This is a genomic window from Bradyrhizobium sp. CCBAU 53351, assembly GCF_015291745.1.
Classification (GTDB): domain Bacteria; phylum Pseudomonadota; class Alphaproteobacteria; order Rhizobiales; family Xanthobacteraceae; genus Bradyrhizobium.
The window spans coordinates 6300150-6325065 of the sequence record NZ_CP030059.1; the positions used below are offsets into that span (position 1 = coordinate 6300150).

Below are 24916 nucleotides of genomic sequence, written 5' to 3' on the forward strand. Positions count from 1 at the left end.
GAGAGAGCCCCCTCCCCTACCCTCCCCCGCAAGCGGGAGAGGGGGTGCACCTCTTTCGCGGTAGCAGTTGGGGCCGATCTCGGCAAGATTAGCCGCGAACCGCTTCGGCAAGCGGGCGCGCCGATGCAGCACCAACCTTCGCGGCGGCGCTCTGGATGAAGCCGCCGCCGAGCACGCGCGCCTGCCCGCTCGCTGCGTCGTAGAACACGCAGGCCTGGCCGGGCGAGACGCCCTCCTCGCCGGCGACGAGCTCGACCTCGTAATGGCCATTGCCGCCGCGCAGCCAGGCCGGCTGCGGCGAGCGGGTCGAGCGCACGCGCACAAACAGTTCGAGGCCGCCGCCGATGGCGCGGTCGAGGTCGCCGTCGCCGATCCAGTTGACGTCGCGAAGTGCGATGCGGTGCATCTTCAGCGCATCGCGCGGGCCGACGACGACGCGGCGGTGAGCCGCCTCCAGCCGCACCACATACAGCGGCGCGTGAGCTGCGATGCCGAGTCCGCGGCGCTGGCCGATCGTGAAATTGGCGATGCCGTTGTGCCGGCCGAGCACGCGGCCGTCGAGATCGACGATGTCGCCAGGGTCCATCGCGTTCGGCCGCAGACGCGTGATGATGTCGGTGTAGCGCCCGGTCGGCACGAAGCAGATGTCCTGGCTGTCGTGCTTGTCGGCGACGGACAGGCCAAAGCGCCGCGCGAGCTCGCGCGTCTCGGGCTTGGTCATGTCGCCGAGCGGGAAGCGCAAGAAGTCGAGCTGCTCTTGCGTCGTCGCGAACAGGAAATAGCTCTGGTCGCGGTCGGCGTCGGCCGCGCAGACCAGCGCGCGCGAGCCGTCCTCGCGGCGGCGCGAGGCGACGTAATGGCCGGTGGCGAGCGCCTGCGCCCCGAGTTCGCGCGCGGTCTTCAGGAGGTCGCGGAACTTGACCGAGCGGTTGCACTCGATGCACGGCACCGGCGTTTCGCCGAGCGCGTAGCTATCGGCGAAATTGTCGATGACGGACTCGCGGAAGCGATCCTCGTAGTCGAGCACGTAATGGGGAATACCGAGCTTGGCCGCGACGTCGCGCGCGTCGTGGATGTCCTGGCCGGCGCAGCATGCGCCCTTGCGGTGCGTCGCCGCGCCGTGATCGTAGAGCTGCAGCGTGATGCCGACGACGTCGTAGCCTTCCGCCTTCAACAGCGCAGCCGTCGTCGAGGAATCGACGCCGCCCGACATGGCAACGACGACCCTGGTGTCCTCAGGACGGCCTTCGAGATCCAGACTGTTGAGCATGGGCCTTCAAGGGTTGACGGCGGCGGGCGGCGACCCGCGATTTCTTGCTTCTCGCGGGACATTGGCGATCCCCGGGAACTTTAGTTCCCGAAAGGCACATCTGCCCGGTCGAACGCGGCTGAGAGTAACCTCTTTAATATAGGCGGCATTCCGGTGAAGCAATCACGGGGGTGGCCAGCTTAGGGCAATTCTTGCCGGGGAGGCAGAAATGACGGGGTCGCGGCGGGCCTGGCTGCGGCGTCCGAAAACAATTAAGTCACTGATTTTATTACATAAAATCACGCATCACGATGCTGGCCCGCTCCTTGCTCCCCTGATGCCGAAGATGTTTCCAAGGGGTCGCCTGTGGTCGGTCGTACGTCAGAAGTCACGGCAAGCGTGCAAGTTTCGAGCACGCAGCAAAAGCCTGCCCGCTCGCAGAGCGCCAAAGAGGCGCCCGCGAACGACAGCTTCGGGTCGCTGGTCGACAGCAATGCCCAGGCGATCAGCACCAATGCGGCCTCGCAGGCTCAGGACAGCGCGCCGCGACGGAGCGATTCGTCCTCGTCCTCCCAGGACAAGGGCCCGCGCGACACCTCATCCACGGATCAATCCTCGCAGAGCAAGGCGAGCGACGACACCGACGTATCGGCCCCCGCCAGGGACGACAAAACGGGCGACGCCACCGCCGACCCGGCCAAGGACGCCGGCAAGGCCAAGGACAAGTCCGAGACATCCGACGCCAAATCGACTGACGCGTCCGAGGAGACCAAGGGCGACAAGGCCGAGGCCACCGACGGGCTCGCCGCCGCCGTGGATCCCGCGGCAATCGCACCGACCGATGCGGCGCAGGCCGCCGTGCCCGATCCCAACGCGATCGTGGTGGCCGCGCCTGTGGTCCCGACCGATCCGAACGCGGCTGCGACCCAGGCCGCCACCTCCTCGCCGCTGACGATCGCCGCCGCAGGCCTTGCCGCCAGCGCCTCGACCGCGGCGCAGATCGCGGGCACCAAGACCGACCCCGCAACGCCAGGCGACAAGAGCGCCAAGACCGCCAGCGCCAAGGTCGATGCCGACACGTCGGCGACGCTGGCCGACGCCGCGACCGGCGCAACCGACGAGGTCACCGCCGGCGCCAAGCCGACCAGTGGACTGGTCCCCGTCAATCCCGGCACGCCGAAGACCTCGTTCCAGGCCGTCGCCACCGCGCAAGGACAGTCCGACGTCTCCAATATCGGCCAGGACACCGGCAAGGCGAACGCCGCCCCGACGCAAGCACTGGGCATTGCGACCGCCAACGCCGCCGCGCATCCGCAAGGCCCCAAGCCGCAAGCGGATGACGCAGCGACCGAGACGAAGCCGGGCGCCGCGGACCGCAGCCCCGACGCGATTCCGGCGGCACCGGCCGCCCAGGCCCATGCCAATGCGCAGGCCGCCTTCAACGCCACCGATGCGAGCGCGCAGGCCGCTTCCGCCGTGCAGGCGCCGCTGACCAACACGACCTCGACCGCGTCCGCATCGACCGCGACACTGACCGCAACTGCGGCGACGGCCACGGCGGTGCCAATCAGCGGCGTGCCGGTCGAGATCGCGGCCGCGATCCGCTCCGGCAGGTCCCGCTTCGACATCAGCCTCGATCCGGCCGAGCTCGGCCGCATCGACGTGCGCATCCATGTCGACCGCGCCGGCAACGTCACCTCGCATCTCACGGTGGAGAAGCCGGAGACACTGCAGATGCTGCGCCAGGACGCGCCGCAATTGCAGCGCGCGCTCGACGACGCCGGCCTCAAGACCGGCAGCAACGGGCTGTCCTTCAGCCTGCGCGACCAGAATTCATCGGGCCAGAACTCCGGCCAGAACAACGACAATGGCGGCAATGCCCGCCGGCTGATCATCAGCGAGGACGACACTGTCGCTGCCGCACCCGTCGGGCGCGGCTATGGCCGCATGTACGGGCCGAGCAGCGGCGTCGATATCAGAGTGTAAGGAGTATTCGACATGACAACCACGACTGGCGCTACTGCCCCTGCTGTCGTCTCCGGGACGACGGACCTGCCGAAATCCTCCTCGTCGAACTCCTTGAGCTCGACCACGGGATCGACGCTCGCCGGCAACTTCCAGACCTTCCTGACGCTGCTGACCACGCAACTGCAGAACCAGAACCCGCTGGATCCGCTCGACACCAACCAGTTCACCCAGCAGCTGGTGCAGTTCGCCGGCGTCGAGCAGCAGCTCAAGACCAATGATGCGCTGTCCCAGCTCGTCACCCTGCAGCAGACCACGCAGGCGACCCAGGCGCTGGGCTTCGTCGGCAAGACCGCCCTGGTCGACGGTTCGACCGCGACCATGAAGAGCTCGTCGGCCACCTGGCATCTCAACGTGCCCACGGATTCTACCGTCGACATTACCGTCGCCAATGCCAGCGGCCAGACCGTGTTCACCGGCAAATATACCGCCGCCGCCGGCACCGACATCCCCTTCACCTGGAACGGCCAGGGCAATGACGGCACCCAATGGCCCGACGGCAAGTACACGATCACGGCCACGGGCAAGGACGTCGCGAACAACAATGTCGGCATCGCCGCGCAGGTGCAGGGCACCGTGTCGTCCGTCGACCTGACCCAGTCGCCGCCGCTGCTCACCATCGACGGCGCCAGCTACACGCTGAGCCAGGTCAAGAGCATCATCGCGACGAGCAGCAATTAGGCTCGGGCACGAGCCACATAGTCGGTGCCATCCCCGCCTCGTGCACAATTGCGCACCGGCGCGGGGATCCATAACCCCGGGGAGGAATTTGGCGAAGACTCGTAGCTAGGAAATTTTTCTTGGTGCTGCCACGCGCGACCCATCGAGAGATCACGCGGTATGAGTTCTCCTGCTTTCGCAGGGACGACGGCTGAGAGAGCCCCTTGAGGGCCTCATTCGTTAGTAAAGTATTTAAGAAGACCCCTCGACCGGCCCGGATGTCACCCGATCCGCCGGCCGACATGGCGTCGTTTCAGCATTTTCAACGAGAATTGTATTGAAGCCTTAGGCTTAGCGGATTTTTAAGCCGCCGGGCGTAGGGTTACGGATGTGAGTTCAGTGGTTGAGAGTTTGTGAGTACGCCATGACAGAACCCCATCGCCCGAGGGTAAAATACGTCATCGGGCCGGACGGCAGTCCGTTGACGATCGCGGACCTGCCTGCACCCGGCACCAAACGCTGGGTCATCCGCCGCAAGGCCGAAGTTGTCGCCGCTGTCCGTGGTGGACTTCTCTCGCTCGAGGAGGCCTGCAGCCGTTATACCCTGACGGTCGACGAATTCCTCTCCTGGCAGTTTTCCATCGACCAGCATGGTCTGGCGGGTCTTCGAACCACCCGTATCCAGCAATATCGCCAGTAAGGCGATCCGGAAAACTGCGGCTTTTGACGAAAATCGGCCTCGCCCTGCGAGGCCGATTTTTTTCATATTTGGTCTTTGGCGCTACTTTTGTCCGACCTCTTAACCTTCGTTAACCATATCGAAACCATCCCCTAGGCAATAATTGCCCAGTCGGCCTTTCCGGTGAAAGCGGCCGAATCTGTTGGGGCGGTTGCTTGCAAGGTCTTGCGGACTTTTTGAAGAGTATCGGAGCCGCCCGGTTCGCGGCGATGATCGCGGTCACCGCCGCGCTCATCGGCTTTTTCGCGTTCGTCATCATGCGCGTCACCACGCCGCAGATGACCACGCTGTTCACCGACCTCAGCGTCGAGGATTCCTCCGGCATCATCAAGGACCTGGAGCGCCAGGGCATCCAGTACGAGATCCGCAACGAGGGCTCCATCATCATGGTGCCCAAGGACAAGGTCGCGCGGCTGCGGATGAAGCTCGCCGAGGGCGGCCTGCCCAAGGGCGGCGGCGTCGGCTACGAGGTGTTCGACAAGTCGGACGCGCTCGGCACCACCTCTTTCGTTCAGAACATCAATCACTTGCGTGCGCTGGAAGGTGAGCTCGCCCGCACCATCCGCGCCATCGACCGCATCCAGGCCGCCCGCGTCCATCTGGTGCTGCCCGAGCGTCCGCTGTTCGCCCGCGAAGCGCCGGAGCCGTCGGCCTCGATCGTGGTGCGGGTCCGCGGCTCGCTGGAAGCCCAGCAGATCCGCGCCATCCGCCACCTCGTCGCCTCCGCCGTCAACGGCCTCAAGCCGCAGCGGGTCTCGATCGTCGACGAGGCCGGCCAGCTGCTGGCCGACGGCGCGGCAGCCGATCCGGAGCAGGCGGTCGGCGACGAGCGCCGCATCTCCTTCGAGAAGCGGATGCGCAAGCAGGTCGAGGAGATCGTCTCCTCCGTGGTCGGCTCGGGCCGCGCCCGCGTGCAGCTCTCCGCCGATTTCGACTTCAACAAGGTCACCCAGACCTCGGACAAGTACGATCCCGAGGGCCGCGTGCTGCGCTCGAGCCAGACCCGCGAAGAGCAGAGCATGACCGCCGACAACAACGGCCAGGTCACAGTCAACAACGAGCTCCCCGGCAACCAGCAGAACAACGGCGTCGCGGCCAAGGACCAGAGCAAGAAGACCGAAGAGACCAACAATTACGAGATCTCCCGCACCACCAAGACCGAGGTGACCGAGGCCGGCCGGGTCAACCGCATCTCGGTCGCGGTGCTGGTCGACGGCATCTATTCCAAGAACGACAAGGGCGAGCTGGCCTATCAGGACCGCACCAAGGAGCAGCTCGACCGCATCGCCGCGCTGGTGCGCTCGGCCATCGGCTTCGACCAGAAGCGCGGCGACCAGGTCGAGGTCGTCAATCTGCGCTTTGCCGACGCACCCTCCACCGCTCCGATCGGCGAGCCCGGTGGCCTGCTCGGCATGCTGCAGTTCACCAAGGACGACGTCATGTACTTCGTCGAGCTCGGCGTGATGATGCTGCTCGGCCTGATCGTGCTGTTCCTGGTGATCCGCCCGCTGGTCAAGCGCATCCTCGCCTCCGACGAAATGGCCGCCGCCATCTCCGGCGTCCTCGCCGGCCCCGCCGCCTCGGAAGAGGCCGCGCCCGCCTCGGGCCAGGCGCTCCTGCCGAGCGGCGCCGCCAGCGCGATCGACGTCGCCACCATCCAGGGCCAGGTCCACGCCCAGTCCGTTCATCGCGTCGGCGAGCTCGCCGAACGCAACCCCAACGAAACCGTCGCCATCGTCCGCCAATGGCTGAGCGAATCCGCAAAGTAATACGAGAAGTGAACTGACATGGCCGCCGCATTGCAAAACGCCAACAGCAACGACATCACCAGCGTGATCTCCACGCTCGGTCAGCGTGCCAACACAAGGGCAAAGGACGGCAAGCCGGCCGAACAATTGTCCGGACCGAAGCGCGCCGCGATCCTGATGCTTGCGCTCGGCGAGCAATATGGCGGCAAGATCTGGGGCCTGCTCGACGACGACGAAGTGCGCCAGCTCTCGCTGGAAATGTCGACGCTCGGCACCGTCGAGGTCGACACCGTCGAGGACATGCTGCTCGAATTCGTCTCGCGCATGTCGGCCTCCGGCGCGCTGATGGGCAATTTCGACGCCACCGAACGCCTGCTCCAGCAATATCTGCCGCCGGAGCGGGTCAACGGCATCATGGACGAGATCCGCGGCCCTGCCGGCCGCAATATGTGGGAGAAGCTCTCCAACGTGCAGGAAGAGGTCCTCGCGAACTACCTCAAGAACGAATATCCGCAAACCATCGCGGTGGTGCTGTCGAAGCTGAAGCCGGAACACGCCGCGCGCGTGCTCGGCATCTTCCCTGAGGACCTTGCGCTCGACGTCGTCAACCGCATGCTGAAGATGGAAGCGGTTCAAAAGGAGGTCATCGAGAGCGTGGAGAAGACACTGCGCACCGAATTCATGTCCAATCTGTCCCAGACCCGCCGCCGCGACGCGCACGAGGTGATGGCTGAAATCTTCAACAATTTCGACCGCCAGACCGAAACCCGCTTCATCACCTCGCTGGAGGAGGACAACCGGGAATCGGCCGAGCGCATCAAGGCGCTGATGTTCACCTTCGACGACCTCGTCAAGCTGGATTCCGGATCGGCCCAGACCCTGATGCGCAACGTCGACAAGGACAAGCTAGGCGTCGCGCTCAAGAGCGCCAACGAGGACGTCCGCAACTTCTTCTTCGGCAACATGTCCTCGCGCGCGGCCAAGATGCTGCAGGACGACATGGCGGCGATGGGCCCGGTCCGCCTGCGCGACGTCGACGAGGCCCAGGCGCTTCTGGTCAACCTCGCCAAGGACCTCGCCGCCAAGGGCGAGATCATGCTGACCAAGAATCGCGCCGACGACGAACTGGTGTATTGATGGCCGCTCCGGCGAAATTCCTGTTCGATACCGACTTCGCGGCGCCCGAGCGGGCGACGCGCGAGAAGGCCGCGACCGCCGCCGAGATCGCCCAGAAGGTCGCGGAAGCCGAAGCGCGCGCCTATCAGGAAGGCTTTGCCGCAGGCCAGCACGAAGCCAAGGCCGAGAGCGACCGCCGCGTCGCGCTTGCCATGGAAGAGATCAATATCGCCGTCCGCGGCATCGCGGCCGGCATCGGCAGCATCGAAACCAAGATGGAAACCGAGGCGGTCGACGTCGCGGTGGCGGTCGCGCGCAAGCTGTGCGCCGATCTCGTTGCCGCCGAGCCGCTCGGCGAGATCGTCGCGCTGGTCAAGGACTGCTTCTCGCATCTGGTCGCGACGCCGCATCTCGTCGTCCGCATCAACGATGCGCTCTACGACGCCGCCCGCGAGAAGATCGAGCGGCTCGCCAAGCAGAGCGGCTTCGAGGGCCGGCTGGTGATCCTGGCCGAGCCGGAGATTGCCACCGGCGACTGCCGGATCGAATGGGCCGATGGCGGCGTCGTGCTGGAGCGCGGCGCCATCGCGGCCAAGATCGACGAAATGGTCGGACGCTACATCGCGTCCCGCAGGGGGAGTTAACCCATGAGCGACACCGACGGACAGGTCCCGCTGCCCGATCTCAACGGCCCGATGCCGCCTGCCGGCACGGATGTCGGCTACAACGAGGACGAATATGCAGCGCGCGCCGCCGCCGACCTCGAGGCCGTGTTCGACGTTCCCGTGCAGGTCTCGGCCGTGCTCGGCCGTTCCAAGATGGACGTCAGCGAGCTGCTGAAGCTCGGACCCGGCACCGTGCTCGAGCTCGACCGCCGCGTCGGCGAAGCCATCGACATCTACGTCAACAACAAGCTGGTCGCCCGCGGCGAAGTTGTCCTGGTCGAGGACAAGCTCGGCGTGACCATGACCGAAATCATCAAGACCGAACGCACGTGATAACGCGCGAAGGCGCGACCAGACGGACAGGAGACTGACATGCGGCTTCTCATCGTTGGCACATTGAAGGGCCAGCTCACCACCGCCACCAAGATCGCGATGGACAACGGCGCCACAGTGACCCACGCCGAGGATCACGACCAGGCGATGCGCGTGCTGCGCGGCGGCAAGGGTGCCGACCTGCTGCTGGTCGACGTCGCCCTCGACATCCGCGATCTCGTGATGCGGCTGGAGGCCGAGCACATCCACGCCCCGATCGTCGCCTGCGGCATCACCAACGACGCCCGCGCCGCGGTTGCCGCGATCCATGCCGGCGCCAAGGAATACATCCCGCTGCCGCCCGACCCCGAGCTGATCGCCGCGGTGCTGGCCGCCGTCGCCAACGATTCACGCGAGCTGATCTATCGCGACGAAGCCATGGCCAGGGTGATCAAGCTGGCGCAGCAGATCGCGGGCTCCGACGCCTCGGTGATGATCACCGGCGAGTCCGGCACCGGCAAGGAGGTGCTGGCCCGCTACGTCCACACCCGCTCGGCCCGCGCCAAGCGTCCCTTCATCTCGATCAACTGCGCCGCGATCCCCGAGCATCTCCTGGAATCCGAGCTGTTCGGCCACGAGAAGGGCGCCTTCACCGGCGCGGTCGCGCGCCGCATCGGCAAGTTCGAGGAGGCGACCGGCGGCACGCTGCTGCTCGACGAAATCTCCGAGATGGACGTCCGCCTGCAATCGAAATTGCTGCGCGCGATCCAGGAGCGCGTGATCGACCGCGTCGGGGGCACCAAGCCCGTGCCCGTCGACATCCGCATCATCGCGACCTCGAACCGCAATCTGGCGGAAGCCGTGCGCGAGGGCACGTTCCGCGAGGACCTGCTGTTCCGGCTCAACGTCGTGAACCTGAAGATCCCGCCGCTGCGCGAGCGCCCCGCCGACATCCTGGAGCTCGCCCAGCATTTCGTGAAGAAATACGCCGAGGCCAACGGCGTGCCGCTGCGCCCGATTTCGGCGGAAGCGCGCCGCGTGCTCTCGGCCAACCGCTGGCAGGGCAACGTCCGCGAGCTCGAAAACACCATGCACCGTTCGGTGCTGATGGCGCAGGGCGACGAGATCGGCGCCGACGCCATCATCACGCCCGACGGCGACCGTCTCGACCTCGCCAAGACGCCCCCCGCCGTCGCCCACGCAACCATGGCCGCCGAGCAGGTGACGCGCGCCCTGGTCGGCCGCACCGTGGCCGACGTCGAGCGCGACCTGATCCTGGAGACGCTGAAGCACTGCCTCGGCAACCGGACCCATGCCGCCAACATCCTCGGCATCTCGATCCGCACGCTGCGCAACAAGCTCAACGAATATTCCGACGGCGGCATCCCGATCCCGCCGGCGGGCACGCCCGGCGAATATCCGCGGGTGCCGATGATGGGGGCGTAAGCGCCTCACGCTGGTTGAGACAACGAATGCCCGGGCTGGTCCCGGGCATTTCTGTTGTGGAGCAAGCTGCCAACCTCGTCATTGAGAGCGCTCGTCGCATAACGGGATCGCGCCACGCGACTAGGACGCCCGGGAGCAAAGTCCTATAACCCCGCCTGAGAACCACGCGAGGAACCACATGTCTGAAGGTCAAATCACGGATTGGCTGGCATCGCAGCGGCAGGCGATGGTCGATCTGCTCCGCGATGTCGTGAACATCGATTCCGGCTCCTATGACAAGGACGGCGTCGATGCGGTCGGGGCGCGGTTCGAGAGGCATTTTGCCGAGCACGGCATTCCGTGCCGCCGCGAGGCCAACGCCACCTTCGGCGATGCGATCCATGCCGAGGTGGTAAAGCCCGGCAGCAACGAGAAGCCGGTGCTGTTGATGGGACATCGCGACACCGTGTTCGGCAAGGGCGAGGCCGGGCGCCGGCCGTTCACCATCAGGGATGGGCGCGCCTACGGGCCTGGCGTCGCCGACATGAAGTCCGGTCTCGTCATGAACGTGTTCGTCGCAACAGCCTTCCACAAATTCGGCGGCAACCCGCATCCGATCAAGCTGCTGATCACCTCCGACGAGGAGATCGGCTCGCCCTCCTCCCGGCCCGTGATCGAGCGCGAAGGCCGCTCCGCTCGCGCCGTGTTCAATTCCGAGCCGGGCCGCCCGACCGGCAACGTCGTCACCGGGCGCAAGGGCGGCATCTTCATGCATCTGGCCATCACCGGCAAAGCCGCGCATTCCGGCGCCAACTTCGCCGCCGGCGTCAGCGCGATCGGCGAGCTCGCGCACAAGATCGTGCAGATCCACGCGCTCACCGATCTCGACAAGGGCATCACGCTGAATGTCGGCCTCGTCTCGGGCGGGCAGTCCGTCAACACCACGGCGCCCTCCGCCGAGGGCCAGATCGACCTGCGCTATGTCGATCCGGCGGATCGTGCGCGGGTGATGGATGCGATCGAAAGAATCGTCGCGACGTCTTACGTGCCGGGCACCAGCGCAGCGCTGACGATCAAGGGCGAGTTCGTGCCGGTGGTGCAGAGTGCGGAGTCCAAGACGCTGTTCGATGGCTATCAGGCGGCCGCGCGGCAGGTCGGCCTCACCACCCTGCAGGGCGAGTTCTCCGGCGGCTGCGCGGATTCCGGCTTCACCGCCGCCGTTGGCACGCCGACCATCTGCGGTCTCGGCCCGGTCGGCGGCCTCGCGCATACGCCGGAGGAATATCTCGAGATCGACAGCATCGTGCCGCGCGCGCAGGCCCTGGCGCTGGCGATTTTGCGGGGGTAGCCACGGCCTCCGCCGTCATGCCCGCCCGCGTCTCACGAATAACTCGGGGCGTCCGGCTTGCGGAAGATGTGGATGGGATCGCCGGGGATGATCACGGGCTGGCCAGAGAACATCGCATAGGCATAGAGCGCGAGATAGGCGATCGCGAGCGCGCCGACGGCGTAGAAGGCGAAGGTCGCGATGCGCTTCATCGATCCGCTCCATGGCCATCCCGAACCGGGAGACTCTGGCCGCTTCTAGAGCGATGAGGCGGAAAAGGCCAGCCTGCGCTTCCTCGGGCAGCGATCAAGCGCCGCGCCGGCCATGCGCGGGAAGGCTGACTTCGGCGAGCCTTGCGGCGTCTTCGTCCTGGTCGACCGCCACATACTGGCCGTGCCAATAAGCCAGCGCCGCGGTACGCATCGAGCTCTTGATGTCTCTGACACGGCCGATGACGATGCCGTGCGAGTGGCGCTCCATGATCTCCTCGACCTCGCAATCGAAGGCCGACAGCGCGCCGACCAGGAGCGGCACGCCCGAGACCGCCGTCACCCATTTGGCGCCTTTGAAACGATCGGCGCCCTTCAGCCCGCCTTTGCCGGCAAAGCGCTCGGCGACATCCAGCTGGTCGGCGGTGAGGATGTTCACGCCGAAGGCGCCGTGGCGCCGGATCAAGGGGAAGGACGAGGCATCCCGGTTGATGCTGACCAGCAGCGTCGGCGGCTCGACCGACAGCGAGGTCACCGAGGTCACCGTCATGCCGGTGATGTCCTTGCCTCTGCCGGCGGTGATGACGCTGACGCCGCCGGTGAGATGGCGCATGGCGCCGCGGAAATCGGCGGACGAGACGGGGATTTCAGTCATGAGATCGCGGGGCACTACATTCATAGCATTGCTCCCCGAAGCGGGGTTCCCTGTATTTAGGTACGATCGTCCGCCGATAACAAGTGGCTCGCCGCCAACCGGCTCCGAACCTAAAGCACTTAAAACGATGGTGCGGTCAGCCGCACTTGTCGAGATCTCTCAACGAAGAACAATGCGCATGCTGTCGCGCGTCCGACGACATGATCAATCGTTCAATCGGCGAGGCAAATGCAGGCAAATCTTTCCGCACGCAAATGTGAGGGCCGTTTGGTCGGGGCCGGACACAAAAGGCGAAAAACAACCCCATGCAAAGTAGCCGGCGATAACGGAATCAATCACTTACGCGGCAGGCTATTCGGCCTCAGGCAATGCGTTTGCTCCGTCGGGCAAAACAGGAGCATGATGGCATGATCGCGGAGTGGGGCCGCCGTGGCCTACAGGTCTAATGCATCCACCGCACCGGCAGATTCTGCAGTCCGCGAAACGCCCAACCGCCGATCCGCACTTCCTCGTCGTCGGCGATCTCGAGCATCTTTGCCCGTCCGAACAAGGTCGGCAGCGCGACGTCGGCGATCATGGCGCGGGAGGCGAAGGCGCCGGCGCAGAAATGCGGGCCGGCGCCGAACGCGACGCTCCTGGTCACGTCGCGACGCACGTCGAACTGATCGGCGCGGTCGAAATGCTTCTCGTCGCGATTGGCGGAGCCGAACATCAGGAACACGCGCTCGTCGGTTTCGAATGACACATCGCGGATGGACCACGGCTTTGCGATGCGGCGCGGCGACATGCCGATCGGCGAGATCCAGCGGGCATATTCCTCGAACGCCTGCAGCCAGGAGACTTCACCGCGCCTGACGAGATCGAGCTGCTCGGGATGGGTCAGCAGCGCCCATATCGTGCCGGCGATCGCCTTGCGCGGCTCGTTCTGCCCGCCCGAGATCGCGAGCTTGACGTTGGCGCGCACGCTTTCCATCGGCATGCCCGAGGCGAGGAGAACGCCGAGGATGCTCTGGTCGGGATTCTTGCGCAGCACCGGCAGGATGTCGTCGATCGCAGCGTCGATACCCGACGTCGCGGCATGGCAGCGCGCCTCGACCGCGGGATCGCCGGCATAGTTGGCGATGCCCTCGATCATGCCTTGCGACCAGGCGTCCATGTCCGCAAAGCCGATATTGGTGAGGCCGGTGATCGACTTCAGGCATTCGCCGGAGAACGGCAACGCGAAGTCGCGCATCAAATCGACCCGGCCGGGCGCGATCGACGCGAGGATGCGGTCGGCATGGGCCTGGAACTGCGCGGTCCAATGCGCCTTCACCGTCTTCGGCGACACCGTCGGGAACATCGCGCGGCGCTCGACCTGATGCGCCTCGCCGTCCTTGCGCATCATGTTGTGGCCCATCAGGCGGTTCATCAGGCCGGCGGGCTGGTGCGAGGAGAACACGTCGATCTGCTTCTCCGAGATCGAGATGTCGTCGCGGCAGGTGAGCAGCGTCGAGCCGAGCTGCGGCACGAAGGCAATCGGCGCTTCTTTCCGCATTTTCGCGAGCATTGGATAGGGATCGGCCCAGAATGCGGTGGGATCGATGTCGATTCGCGGCGCGGTGCTCAAGCTTCGCTCCCTTGCTGTATCCCTGCCGAGACCTAGCGTATCCAGGCGCCGCCGTCTGTCCCCAGCGATTGGGACAGGCGCGTTGGGTGCAGCTTCTAGGCCGCAACCTGCCCGAATGCGACTTTGGCGATCGCATCGCTCAGCACGTCGGCGCCGGCGCCCGGCCGCGTGCCCTGCTCGGCGAGATGGCGACGGAAGGCCCGTGCGCCGGGCACGGCATGAAATGCGCCGACGAAATGCCGCGTGATCGCATGCAGCCGCGTGCCGCGTGCGAGCTGCTGCTCGATATAGGGCATCACCGCCTCGAGCGCGGCCTGCATGGAGTCATGCGGGGGCGCTTCGCCAAAAATCTCGGAGTCGACGGAGAGCAGCCGCCACGGTTCCTGATAGGCGGCGCGGCCGAGCATCACGCCGTCGATATGGTCGAGATGCGCCTTCGCGTCGTCTACACCGGGGATGCCGCCGTTGATGATGATGGGCACACCGGGCATCGCACGCTTGAGCCGATAGACGCGGTCGTAATCGAGCGGCGGGATATCGCGATTTTCCTTCGGCGACAGACCGTTGAGCCAGGCCTTGCGGGCGTGCACGATCAGCGCATCGCAGCCGGCGGCGACCACCGCGCGCGCAAGCGCATCGAGCGCCACTTCCGGATCCTGATCGTCGATCCCGATGCGGCATTTCACCGTGACGGGAACGGTAACCGCACTCTTCATCGCCTCGACGCACCTTGCCACCAGCTCCGGCTCAGCCATCAGGCACGCGCCGAAGCGGCCGTCCTTCACGCGGTCCGACGGGCAGCCGACGTTGAGATTGATCTCGTCATAGCCGAACGCCTCGCCGATCCGCGCAGCTTGCGCGAGGTCACGCGGATCCGACCCGCCGAGCTGAAGCGCCACCGGATGCTCGACCGCGTCGAACCCAAGCAGCCGCTCGCGGTCGCCGTGAATGATGGCGCCCGTCGTCAACATCTCCGTATAGAGCAACGCCCGCCGCGTCAGATGGCGGTGGAACACCCGGCAGTGCCGGTCAGTCCAGTCCATCATGGGGGCTACGGAAAAGCGATAACCCTGTGATTTCAACGATTTACCTTATGCTCTCAATGGGATGCCCGGAACGGATGCACTCCAAACGGGTCGAAATTACGCACGCTTGTACCTGTTTTGACCTCTCCGTACACCCGTAGACGGCTAGCACATTTCGCATGAAGCCTTTGGGTCCGGTCGGCAGTTCGGAGCAGCGAGACCGACGACCAACCCAGGATGAGCTCGATGAGATCATCACATTGAGGGCGTGAAACTCACGATGCGTCCAAGACTTCGCAACAGCGTCTCGCTCCGGTCAGGTAGATCGCGAAGGCGCCAATCGCAGACATCGCGAGCGAGGTCGGAATCTGGGTCGGGCTGCTGCTCACCAGCGAGACAAAGGTCGGCATCATTCTGCCCAACCGATGTTCCAGGCCGGTGACTGGATCGAAAACCCGCAGCGCGCGTTGCCGGGCAGCGGCATACCGAAAGTGGGTATCACCCGAAGGACGCGCGCGATATCGCCGCGTTTCTCTATACGCTGAAGCAGATCACATGTCTCTCATCACCCGCTCTGCCACCTTTTTCCGCGCCGCGCCTCTGCTCGCCATCACTGTTGTGGTTGTCGTTATCATGGCATTGTGCCTCACCGCAGGTGGCGCCTGGCTCGCGGTGCTTGGCGGCTCCCTCTATTATCTCAGCGCCGGCATCGTGCTGCTGCTCACTGCCTGGCTGCTCGCGCGACATCGCGCCGAGGCGCTCTGGGTCTTTGCCGCGCTGCTCCTTGGCACGATGGCGTGGGCGATCTGGGAAGTCGGATTCGACTTCTGGTCGCTGGCACCTCGTGGCGACGTGCTCGCGCCACTCGGCGTCTGGCTGCTGCTACCTTTCATCGCTCGCTCTCTGGCGCCCAATCTGCGGGTCGCAAGGTGGGCGCTCGGCCTCGTGCTGGTCGCAGCAATGGGAGTCCTCGCCTTCTCCCTGGCACGCGATCGCCATGATCTCGCCGGCACCGTCGCGGACGGCAGCACGACCGACGCTGTTGCCTCCACTGAAGCTGCCCCGCCCGCCGGCGGCGACAACTGGACAGCCTATGGCGGTAGCAGTTTCGGCACACGTTATTCCTCGCTCAGCCAGATCACCACAGCCAATGCGAAAGACCTCAAGCTCGCCTGGGAATTTCGCACCGGCGATCACAAGGGACCTGATGACCCCGACGAAATCACCAACCAGGCGACCCCGCTCAAGATCGGCGATCTCCTCTACACCTGCTCGCCGCACCAGATCGTATTCGCGCTCGATGCGGCGACCGGAAAATTGCGCTGGAAATTTGACCCGCAGGTTCGGCACAACAAAGCCTTCCAGCACATGACCTGCCGCGGGGTATCCTATCACGCAACGAAGCCCGGTGCGGTGACGACCGATGGCGCACCGGCTCCCTCCGATTGCCCGGAGCGCATTTTCGTCCCGACGAATGACGGACGGATGTTCGCGCTGGACGCCCGGACCGGCACGCCCTGTGCCGGCTTCGGCAATCAGGGCCAGATCGACCTGAAGGAGGGAAGCGAGATCCAGACGCTCGGTTTCTACGAGGGCACCTCACCGCCTGTGGTGACCGACAAGATCCTGATCGTCGGCGGCGCCGTCATCGACAATTACTCCGACCGCGTGCCATCCGGCGTCATCCGCGGCTTCGACATTTATTCCGGGCGACTGATCTGGGCCTTTGACGCCGGCAACCCCGATCCGAACGAGATGCCGTCGGGCTCGCACCACTTCACGGCCGGCTCGCCGAATTCCTGGAGCATCTCGGCGGCCGACGAGAGTCTCGGGCTCGTCTATGTGCCGCTCGGCTCGAGCTCGCCGGATATATGGGGCGGGGGCCGTTCGCCGGAGAAGGAGCGCTACGATTCGGCGCTGGTCGCTCTTGAAATCGCCACCGGAAAGCTGCGCTGGTCGTTCCAGAACGTGCACCATGACCTCTGGGACATGGATATGCCCTCGCAACCGAGCTTGGTCGATCTGCGCTCGAATGGCGGCGTGACTCCGGCGATCTACATTCCGGCGAAGACCGGCGATATCTTCGTGCTCGACCGCCGCGACGGGCATCAGCTGGTGCCTGCGCCGGAAAAGCCTGTACCGCAGGGCGCCGCCCCCGGCGATCGGCTGGCTCCCACCCAGCCCTTCTCGGGACTAAGCTTCCGTCCGCCCGGCATGCTGACGGACGCCCAGATGTGGGGCAGCACGATGCTCGACCAGCTCGCCTGCCGCATCAAGTTCAAGCGTCTGCGCTACGAAGGACCGTTCACCCCGCCTTCGGAGCAAGGCACGCTGGTCTTTCCCGGCGATTTCGGCATGTTCGAGTGGGGTGGCATCGCTGTCGATCCGAAGCGCCAGATCGCCATCGCCAACCCGCAATCGATTCCGTTCATCTCGCGTCTCGTACCGCGAGGAAAAGACAATCCGGCCGCGCCGAACGCGGCACATCCACCGGGCACCGAAGTCGGGGTGCAGCCGATGTATGGCGCTCCTTTCGGCGTCGATCTCGGCATCTTCCTGTCGCCGCTCGGCATACCTTGCCTGGCCCCACCCTGGGGCAACATCGCGGCCATCGACCTCAGGACCCACAAGGTTGTGTGGCAACACCGCATCGGCACGATCCGCGACCAGGCGCCGCTGCCGCTTCCATTCAAGCTCGGCGTTCCCATGCTGGGTGGACCGATCGTGACCGCAGGTGGCGTCATCTTCATCACGGGGACCATGGACGACTACATCAGGGCGTTCGACGTCCGCGATGGCAGGCAAGTGTGGCAGGACCGTCTTCCCGCCGGCGGCCAGTCCACGCCGATGACGTATGAGGCGGGCGGCAAGCAATATGTCGTGACCGTCGACGGCGGCCACGGCTCGTTCGGCACCAAGCTCGGCGATTACGTGCGGGCCTACGCGCTTCCGTAATTCCGCAGGCACGCCTCCGTATGCCGGCAGCGTCCAGTCTCGACCATCGGCGTGCACGGGCGATCGAGTCCCAGCCGGCCCGGTCGATCGACCTGCGACAGCACGCACAGCGAAGGGTCGTTCGAACGCTGTCACCGCCATATTACATTTGTCACGACGCTCGATCATATGTATATTCGATCAAAAGAGCACGATCCGCCCAAGTGATCGTCAGCAAGGGAGAGCGCCAAGAACCTCAGATCCCACGATGGCAATCACCGCCAACCCGCGCGGCGAGAAGCAGCGCGTTTCGAAACGAGCGAGAGACCGCTGCGCGGTCGACGCACGGCGTGACACGCGACCCACAGCAGAGGCGTCATGGTCCGAGTTGTTCAGATTTCCGATACGCATCTCAGCCCGAGCAAGCAGCACTTCGCGTCAAACTGGGCGCCCCTTGCGCGCTGGATCGCGCAACAGAAGCCGGATCTCGTCATCCACACCGGCGACGTGACGGTCGACGCGGCGGATCAGGAGACCGACGCAGCATATTGCGCCGCCCAACTGGCCTCGCTCGGTGTCCCCGTCGTGTCGGTTCCGGGAAATCATGACGTCGGCGAAGTCGGCAATCCACACCAGCCGGTGAACGAGGAGCGGCTCGATCGCTTCCGACGTCACTTCGGTGACGACCACTGGCTACGCGATGTGGACGGCTGGCGCCTGATCGGGCTCAATTCGATGATCTTCGGCGGCGGCCCCGAGGAGGCGCGGCAGACCGAATGGCTCGAGGCCGCGATGGCCGATGCCGCGGGGCGTCGCATCGCCTGGTTCACGCATCGGCCGCTGTTCATCGAGTCACCGACCGAGGCCGACACCGGGTACTGGTCGGTCAAGCCGGAGCCGCGTCGCGCCCTTCTCGATTTGCTGCAGCGCTATCGGGTCGAGATCGTGGCCAGCGGACATCTGCATCGCTGGAACGAAATTCGGCTGAACGGCACGCACTACGTTTGGGGGCCGGCGGCCGGCTTTCTGGTCGGCGAGAAACTGGCGCCGCCGATGGGCGGCGCCGCGCGGCTCGGAGCCGTGATCTACGACATCGACGGCGACAACATCGACGTGAGCATTCGACCGGTGCCGGGCCTCACCGATTACTGGATCGACGACGTGGTGCACGAGGTGTATCCGCCGCGCGAAGCTGAGGCGTGATCCGCGATGGCCGGCCTCACATTGCGCGGCATCGGGAAGACTTTCGGCGACACGGCCGTCCTCAACGACATCGATCTCGATATTGCGGACGGCGAGTTTCTGACGCTGGTCGGTCCCTCCGGATGCGGCAAGTCCACGCTCCTGCGCATCATCGCCGGCCTGGAATCGCAGGATCGCGGTTCGGTGTCGATCGGCGGGACCTCGGTCGACCATTTGCGGCCTCACGAGCGCAGGATCGCCATGGTGTTCCAGAATTACGCGCTCTATCCCCACATGTCGGTGTTCGACAACATCGCACTGCCGCTCACCATGACGCGCCTGAACCTGTTCGAGCGCTTGCCTTTGACGCGTCACCTGTCGCTGCGCCGCAGGCGCGTGATGGACGAGATCGCGCGTGAGGTGCGGGCCGTCGCGGAGCAGCTTCGCATCGACACCTTCTTTCATCGCCGTCCCGGACAGCTTTCGGGCGGACAACGGCAGCGCGTCGCGCTCGGCCGCGCCATGGTGCGTCATCCGCAAGCGTTCCTGATGGATGAGCCATTGTCGAATCTCGATGCCAAGCTGCGTGTGCACATGCGCGGCGAGCTGACCGAGCTGCACGCGCGTCTCGGCGCCACGATGGTCTACGTGACACACGACCAGATCGAGGCGATGACGATGTCCGATCGGCTGGCCGTGATGGATCACGGCGATATCCTCCAACTCGGCACACCCGCCGAGGTCTATGAACGACCCGCCACGACCGCGGTCGCGCAGTTCATCGGCAGTCCGGCGATCAATCTGTTTCCGGCCCACGTGGGCCCCGACGGCCAGGTCGAGCTGCTCGGCCGAACGCTGCCGATCGATATTCGCAACGTGCCGGCTGCGGAACTGACGATCGGCGTGCGTCCGGAAGCGATGCGAATCGGGGGCGGTCCGTGCACCGTTCCGTGCAGGTTCCGGCGCCGAGAAAACCTCGGCTCGGAAAGCATCCTCCACTTCGACCTCGCGGCCTCTCCGGAGGTGGCGGTACTCTGCCGGATCGACAATGACATGCCCGTTCCCGAGGGCGAGGTCACGCTCGCCTTCGAGGCGCGGGATTGTCACGTGTTCGACAACAAAGGCCGCCGTATCGAGGTGGAGAGCCGCAATGCGGCCGGCCGCGACGTACGCCGCGCGAGCGAGGCCCGATGAACGCGGTCGCGGCTCAAATCACCCCGCTCACCGCGGCGCCGCCAGCCAGCCGCCAGCGTTGGATCGAACGGTTCGCGGGCCTGGGCTTCGCAGCACCCGCCTTCATCCTGCTGGTCCTGACCAATCTGGCGCCACTGGCGGCTCTCGCCTTTCTGAGCTTCACCAATTACGAGCTGGGCGCTCTCGACTTCGCGTTCGTGGGCCTCAAGAATTTCAGCACGGCGCTGCAGGATCCCGTGATCCGCCGCTCGGTGACCAATACGCTGCTCTACGTGGCGATTGTCGTGCCCGGCGGCGTCCTGATCTCGCTGCTCGTCGCAATCCTGATCCACCAGCGCAAGCGCACGCGCAGCCTCTATGAGGTCATCTATTTTCTTCCCGTCACCTCGACGCTCATCGCGATGGCCACGATGTGGCAGTTCCTGCTGCACCCGACCCTGGGACTGATCAATCAGACCCTCAAGGGGCTGGGTTTCGCCGAAACGGCCTTCCTGAGCGAGCCGCGCCTCGTCATCCCGACGCTCGCCGCGATCGGCATCTGGCAGCTCGTCGGCTTCAACATGGTGCTGTTCCTTGCCGGTCTCTCGGCGATCCCTCGCGACCTCTATGAAGCTGTCGATATCGACGGCGCGAGCCATCCCATCGACCGCTTCCTGAAAGTGACCTGGCCGATGCTTGGTCCGACGACGATGTTCGTGACCGTGACGACGTTCATCACGGCGTTCAAGATCTTCGACACGGTTGCGGTGATGACGCGTGGCGGCCCCGGAGGCGCATCGGAGGTGCTGCTCTATGCCATCTATCTGGAGGGGTTTCAGTACTTTCACATGAGCTATGCGGCGACACTCACGCTGGTCTTCCTCGCGTTCACCCTGGTGTTCTCGGTGCTGCAGACCTTCATCCTCGACCGACGGGTGCACTATTGACGCGCATATCGGCCACGATCGCCCGCCCGCCTGCGCCGGTCGCGGTCCGGATGCGGCGCCTCGTGTCGCTTGCGTTCGTCCACGCGGTGCTGATCGGCGGCGCCGTCTTCATGCTACTGCCCTTCGTGTTCATGTTGACGAGCGCGATCAAGCCGCCGGGCGAGATCTTCGAGGCGACGTTCCGGCTCTGGCCGCGCCAGTTCTACGGATGGCAGAATTTCGAATCTGCCTTGAGCACGGCGCCGCTGCTGCGCTTCCTGCTCAACGGTCTCATCGTCTGCGGCGGCATCCTCGTCGTCCAGCTGCTGGTCGCGATCCCTTGCGCCTATGCGCTCGCCAAGCTGAGGTTTCCGGGACGGCCGATCCTGTTTTCGCTGGTCCTGCTCGGACTCTGCATTCCGGTCCAGGCGCCCTCGCTCCCGCTCTATATCGCATTCGCCGAGCTCGGCATCCTCAACACCTACCTCTCGATGATGATGCCGTTCTTCCTGTCGGTGTTCGCGATCTTCCTGTTCCGCCAGTTCTTCAAGTCCTATCCGGACGAGATCATCCAGGCCGCGCGGCTGGACGGCGTCGGCGAGTTCGAGATCGTGTGGCGCATCGTGGTGCCGAGCGCCTGGCCGGCCATCGCGGCGTTTTCGATCTTCTCTGTCGTGGCGCACTGGAACGACCTGTACTGGCCGCTCATCGTCGTCTCCGACACCAAGCTCGCGACGCCGCCGCTCGGCATGATGTATTTCGCCGATTCCGAGCTGGGCTCGAATTACGGGGCGCTCGCCGCCGGCGCCACCATCATCACGGCACCGCTCGTCATCGCCTTCCTGATCGCGCGGCGGCATTTCATTGCCGGCATCACGATGACCGGAATCAAATGACCTCAACCACTGCCAGGGGAGACACCGTCATGCTGCATCGCCGAGACCTCCTGAAGAGCGCCGCCGCCGTCGGGACGAGCGCACTTTCCAGCCCGTTCCTGACGCGCCCGGCGCAAGCGCAAGACGTGACGCTGGATGTGCTTTATGCCTTTCCCGCCTTCGCGAAATTCCATGAGCCGATCGCGGAGGAGTTCATGAAGCGGCAGTCGAGCATCAAGATCCAGTTCCGGGCACCGGCGGCGAGCTATGACGAAGGTCATCAGACCATGCTGCGGCAGGCCGTCACCAACCAGCTGCCGGACGTCTACTATTCCGGTTACCACCTGCTCGCCGAGCTGGTGCGCACGCTGGTGAAACGCAACCAGATCACCGAGGTTGCTCCGATGCTGCAGAAGGAGGACGCCGCCTGGCGCAAGGCCAATTATTCCGACGGGATCCTGGCGCTCGGAGCGGTCGACGGCAAGATCTACGGCCTCGCGTTCAACGCCTCGCTGCCGATCATCTATTTCAACGCGCAGCTCGTGAAGGCGGCGGGCGGCGATCCCGACAAGATGCCCGACAACTGGACGGACATGATCGCCCTCGCCGTCAGCATCAAGAGCAAGGGGGCCGACGTCGCCGGCCTCGCCTACAACATCCACGACTGGCCCGACGATTGGCTGTTCCGTTCGCTGATCCTGCAAGGTGGTGGCCAGATGCTCGATGCGTCGGAAACCGCAGCCGGATTCGGCAACGACGCCGGGCTGAAGGCCCTGACCCATTGCCGGCGGTTCGTGGCCGATGCCAAGATGCCGCTGATCGATTGGGACTCCTCGCGCCAGCAGTTCATCGCCGGGAAGATCGGCATTTTCGCCGACACGCCGGCCCGGTTGCGCCAGGTCACCGACCTGATCGGCGACAAGTTCACCTTGCGCACCTGCACCTTCCCGATCGACGACAAGCAGAAGGGTGGGCTGCCCACCGGCGGCAACGCGGCGATCATCACGGCGAAGGATCCGGCGAAGCAGCAGGCCGCCTGGGAGTTCCTGAAATTCGTGAGCGGACCGGAAGCGCAGAAGATCGTGGTCGAGACGACGGGCTACATGCCGACCAATCTGCGCGCTTCAGGGCCGGAATTCCTGGCCCCGTTCTACGACAAGAACCCGAACTTCCGTACCGTGTCGCAGCAGATCGAGCGCGCGAAGCCGTGGCAGGGCTATCCAGGCGGACAATCCGTGAAGATCTGGCGCACACAGCGCGAGATCATCCATGCCGTCATGCGCGGCGAAACGACCGCCGAGGCAGGGCTCGATCGCATGGTCAAGGAAAGCAACGCCTTGATGAAGAGTTCGTAGGCAGCGGACGATCGATTGCGGCAAGCGGCCTGGCGCTGGCCGCTACTGTTCCCTTCGGAGGCGGAATTCTGTGTTCATCATTGCCCAGCTGAGCGATCTGCACGTCCGACCGCCCGGCAAGCTCGCTTACGGCGACGTCGATACCAACGCGATGTTTCACGACGCCATCGACGCCGTGCTGAGGCTCGATCCGCGGCCCGATTGCGTCGTGGTCAGCGGCGACCTCACGGATGGCGGGCTCGAAGAGGAATATGAGATCGTCGCCGCCGGACTGGCGAGGCTGCCGATGCCGGTGTTCGTCATTCCCGGCAACCACGACCGCCGCGAGCAGCTGATATCTTCGCTACGCTCTCGTCACCGCTATCTTCCGTCCGACGGCTTCATCAATTTCGTCGTGGACGATTTTCCGGTCCGGCTGATCTTCCTCGACAGCGTCGAGGCCGGGAAGATCCACGGCACCTTCTGCGCGGCCCGGCAACAATGGCTGCGCGACGCGCTCGCGACCGGGCGCGGCAAGCCGACGGTCGTCGTGATTCATCATCCGCCGTTCCTGGTCGGGGCCGACGGGATGGACGATCTGCGCCTCCTCGGGGCCGACGCGCTCGACGCAATCATCAAAGACCATCCCGAAATCGAACGCGTGCTGTGCGGTCACTATCACCGCTCGATCACGGCGCGCTATGCGGGAACCGTGGGCTATGTGGCGCCCAGCACGGCGCACCAGGTTGTGCTCGATCTGCGGCCCGGTCACAGCAATCGTTTCATCATGGAGCCGCCGGGATTTGCCTTGCACTGCTGGCGGCCGGACACGGGCATCAGCAGCCACCTCGTTCCGGTCGGAGACTACGGTCGCCCATTCGAGATCGCGGCCGGCCAAGACGATCCGGGAACGGACCGGGGCGACGGCCTTCCGGCACTGCTGAGGCGCGCAGAGGCCGTCGTCGGCGAGGCGGCGGCCAGGCTGGTCGCGATGCAATCCACGCCGCTGCGCACGGAGCGCAAGGACCATCTCGACATCGTCACCGAGGCGGATCTCGCCTCCGAAGCGATCGTGGTCGCGGGCTTGAAGGCGCTGACGCCGGAGGCCGGCATCCTGGCCGAGGAGAGCGGCGCGAGCCCCGGGGACAATGCTGCGCGCTGGATCATCGATCCGCTCGACGGCACGATCAACTACGCGCGGGGGCTGCCGTGGTTTTCCGTGACGGTCGCCTACGAGGTCGACGGCGAGACGAAGCTTGGCCTGATCAACGTGCCCAAGATCGGACTGACGGCGCGCTATCTCACAGGAGAAGGCGCGACCATCGACGGCTTGCCGGCGCGCGTCTCCACGACACGTTCACTGTCGGATGCGGTGATCTCGGTGATTCTGACCTCGCATTTCTCGCCCGACGAGGTCCAGCGGACGACGCGCGTGATCGAACTGCTCGGCAAAGTGGTGCGCGGCGTGCGTATCGTCGTCTCCGGCGCCTTCGAGACGACCATGGTCGCCTCGGGTCGCCTGGACGGCTTTGTCTCCCTGAAAGCCGACATCGTCTCGCACGCGGCCGCGATGCCGATGGTGTGGGCCGGTGGCGGAAAGGTCACGACACTGACGGGGCGGCCGTGCCGCAACGACGATCTCGACAAGATCGCTTCAAACGGATTGATCCACGAGGAGTTGCTCGCTCTCCTGCGCCAGGCGCTGCAATGACGAGCAGGTCCAGAGGA

At 65.2% G+C, this 24916-nt stretch carries 21 protein-coding genes; 16 read left to right on the top strand and 5 right to left on the bottom strand.

Annotated features, from left to right (window positions below):
• Nucleotides 1-88 precede the first annotated feature (88 nt).
• Nucleotides 89-1270, bottom strand: a complete 1182-nt coding sequence (gene mnmA / locus XH83_RS29950; RefSeq protein ID WP_194404213.1) for a tRNA 2-thiouridine(34) synthase MnmA — start codon at nucleotides 1268-1270, stop codon at nucleotides 89-91.
• A 345-nt stretch (nucleotides 1271-1615) separates the two neighbouring features.
• Between mnmA and XH83_RS29955 the strand changes: the two genes are divergently transcribed.
• The 9 genes from XH83_RS29955 (at nucleotide 1616) to XH83_RS29995 (ending at nucleotide 11287) form a co-directional block, all read left to right on the top strand.
• Nucleotides 1616-3235 carry a flagellar hook-length control protein FliK gene (locus tag XH83_RS29955; RefSeq protein ID WP_194404214.1) on the top strand — a complete coding sequence of 540 codons (1620 nt, stop codon included), beginning with the start codon at nucleotides 1616-1618 and terminating at the stop codon, nucleotides 3233-3235.
• 12 nt (nucleotides 3236-3247) lie between these two features.
• Nucleotides 3248-3955, top strand: coding sequence for a flagellar hook assembly protein FlgD (locus XH83_RS29960; protein ID WP_194404215.1), 708 nt, complete (start codon nucleotides 3248-3250; stop codon nucleotides 3953-3955).
• Nucleotides 3956-4358: 403 nt separating this feature from the next.
• Complete coding sequence (locus XH83_RS29965; protein WP_002714638.1) at nucleotides 4359-4634, top strand: DUF1153 domain-containing protein; 276 nt, start codon at nucleotides 4359-4361, stop codon at nucleotides 4632-4634.
• A gap of 194 nt (nucleotides 4635-4828) precedes the next feature.
• Nucleotides 4829-6442: a flagellar basal-body MS-ring/collar protein FliF gene (gene fliF / locus XH83_RS29970; protein ID WP_194404216.1), complete on the top strand. Its 1614-nt coding sequence runs from the start codon at nucleotides 4829-4831 to the stop codon at nucleotides 6440-6442.
• Nucleotides 6443-6460: 18 nt separating this feature from the next.
• On the top strand, nucleotides 6461-7558 hold the full coding sequence (gene fliG, locus XH83_RS29975; protein WP_194404217.1) for a flagellar motor switch protein FliG: 1098 nt from the start codon (nucleotides 6461-6463) through the stop codon (nucleotides 7556-7558).
• Nucleotides 7558-8181 (top strand): FliH/SctL family protein, encoded by a 624-nt coding sequence (locus tag XH83_RS29980; RefSeq protein ID WP_194404218.1) that lies wholly within the window; start codon nucleotides 7558-7560, stop codon nucleotides 8179-8181. The genes fliG and XH83_RS29980 overlap by 1 nt, the downstream gene beginning before the upstream one ends.
• 3 nt (nucleotides 8182-8184) lie before the next feature.
• Complete coding sequence (gene fliN / locus XH83_RS29985) at nucleotides 8185-8535, top strand: flagellar motor switch protein FliN (protein ID WP_018641467.1); 351 nt, start codon at nucleotides 8185-8187, stop codon at nucleotides 8533-8535.
• 39 nt (nucleotides 8536-8574) lie between these two features.
• Nucleotides 8575-9960, top strand: a complete 1386-nt coding sequence (locus XH83_RS29990) for a sigma-54-dependent Fis family transcriptional regulator (protein WP_194404219.1) — start codon at nucleotides 8575-8577, stop codon at nucleotides 9958-9960.
• 178 nt (nucleotides 9961-10138) lie between these two features.
• A complete protein-coding gene (locus XH83_RS29995; protein WP_194404220.1) occupies nucleotides 10139-11287 on the top strand; it encodes a M20 family metallopeptidase in 1149 nt (382 codons plus the stop codon).
• A gap of 32 nt (nucleotides 11288-11319) precedes the next feature.
• Here XH83_RS29995 and XH83_RS30000 read toward each other — a convergent pair whose 3' ends face one another.
• The 4 genes from XH83_RS30000 to dusA all read right to left on the bottom strand — a co-directional run bounded on the left by XH83_RS30000 (nucleotide 11320) and on the right by dusA (nucleotide 14785).
• Nucleotides 11320-11478, bottom strand: a complete 159-nt coding sequence (locus tag XH83_RS30000) for a hypothetical protein (protein WP_164718287.1) — start codon at nucleotides 11476-11478, stop codon at nucleotides 11320-11322.
• A 94-nt stretch (nucleotides 11479-11572) separates the two neighbouring features.
• The gene (locus XH83_RS30005; protein ID WP_194404221.1) at nucleotides 11573-12154 is read right to left on the bottom strand and encodes a flavin reductase family protein; all 582 of its coding nucleotides are present in this window, start codon (nucleotides 12152-12154) and stop codon (nucleotides 11573-11575) included.
• A 418-nt stretch (nucleotides 12155-12572) separates the two neighbouring features.
• A complete protein-coding gene (locus XH83_RS30010; protein ID WP_194404222.1) occupies nucleotides 12573-13739 on the bottom strand; it encodes a cytochrome P450 in 1167 nt (388 codons plus the stop codon).
• A gap of 95 nt (nucleotides 13740-13834) precedes the next feature.
• Nucleotides 13835-14785, bottom strand: a complete 951-nt coding sequence (dusA, locus tag XH83_RS30015) for a tRNA dihydrouridine(20/20a) synthase DusA (RefSeq protein ID WP_246776348.1) — start codon at nucleotides 14783-14785, stop codon at nucleotides 13835-13837.
• A gap of 534 nt (nucleotides 14786-15319) precedes the next feature.
• Here dusA and XH83_RS30020 point away from each other — a divergent pair.
• From XH83_RS30020 to XH83_RS30050, 7 genes are all read left to right on the top strand, one after another.
• Entirely contained in the window at nucleotides 15320-17719 is a 2400-nt protein-coding gene (locus XH83_RS30020; protein ID WP_194404224.1) for a glucose/quinate/shikimate family membrane-bound PQQ-dependent dehydrogenase, read from the top strand.
• Between the two features lie 357 nt (nucleotides 17720-18076).
• Nucleotides 18077-18901 (top strand): metallophosphoesterase, encoded by an 825-nt coding sequence (locus XH83_RS30025; RefSeq protein ID WP_194404225.1) that lies wholly within the window; start codon nucleotides 18077-18079, stop codon nucleotides 18899-18901.
• Nucleotides 18902-18907: 6 nt separating this feature from the next.
• Entirely contained in the window at nucleotides 18908-20074 is a 1167-nt protein-coding gene (locus XH83_RS30030; protein ID WP_194404226.1) for an ABC transporter ATP-binding protein, read from the top strand.
• Nucleotides 20071-21000 (top strand): carbohydrate ABC transporter permease, encoded by a 930-nt coding sequence (locus XH83_RS30035; protein WP_194404227.1) that lies wholly within the window; start codon nucleotides 20071-20073, stop codon nucleotides 20998-21000. The genes XH83_RS30030 and XH83_RS30035 overlap by 4 nt, the downstream gene beginning before the upstream one ends.
• A gap of 50 nt (nucleotides 21001-21050) precedes the next feature.
• A complete protein-coding gene (locus XH83_RS30040) occupies nucleotides 21051-21875 on the top strand; it encodes a carbohydrate ABC transporter permease (RefSeq protein ID WP_194408443.1) in 825 nt (274 codons plus the stop codon).
• 29 nt (nucleotides 21876-21904) lie between these two features.
• Nucleotides 21905-23209 (top strand): ABC transporter substrate-binding protein, encoded by a 1305-nt coding sequence (locus XH83_RS30045; protein WP_194404228.1) that lies wholly within the window; start codon nucleotides 21905-21907, stop codon nucleotides 23207-23209.
• Nucleotides 23210-23279: 70 nt separating this feature from the next.
• Complete coding sequence (locus XH83_RS30050; protein WP_194404229.1) at nucleotides 23280-24899, top strand: inositol monophosphatase family protein; 1620 nt, start codon at nucleotides 23280-23282, stop codon at nucleotides 24897-24899.
• Nucleotides 24900-24916: the final 17 nt, after the last annotated feature.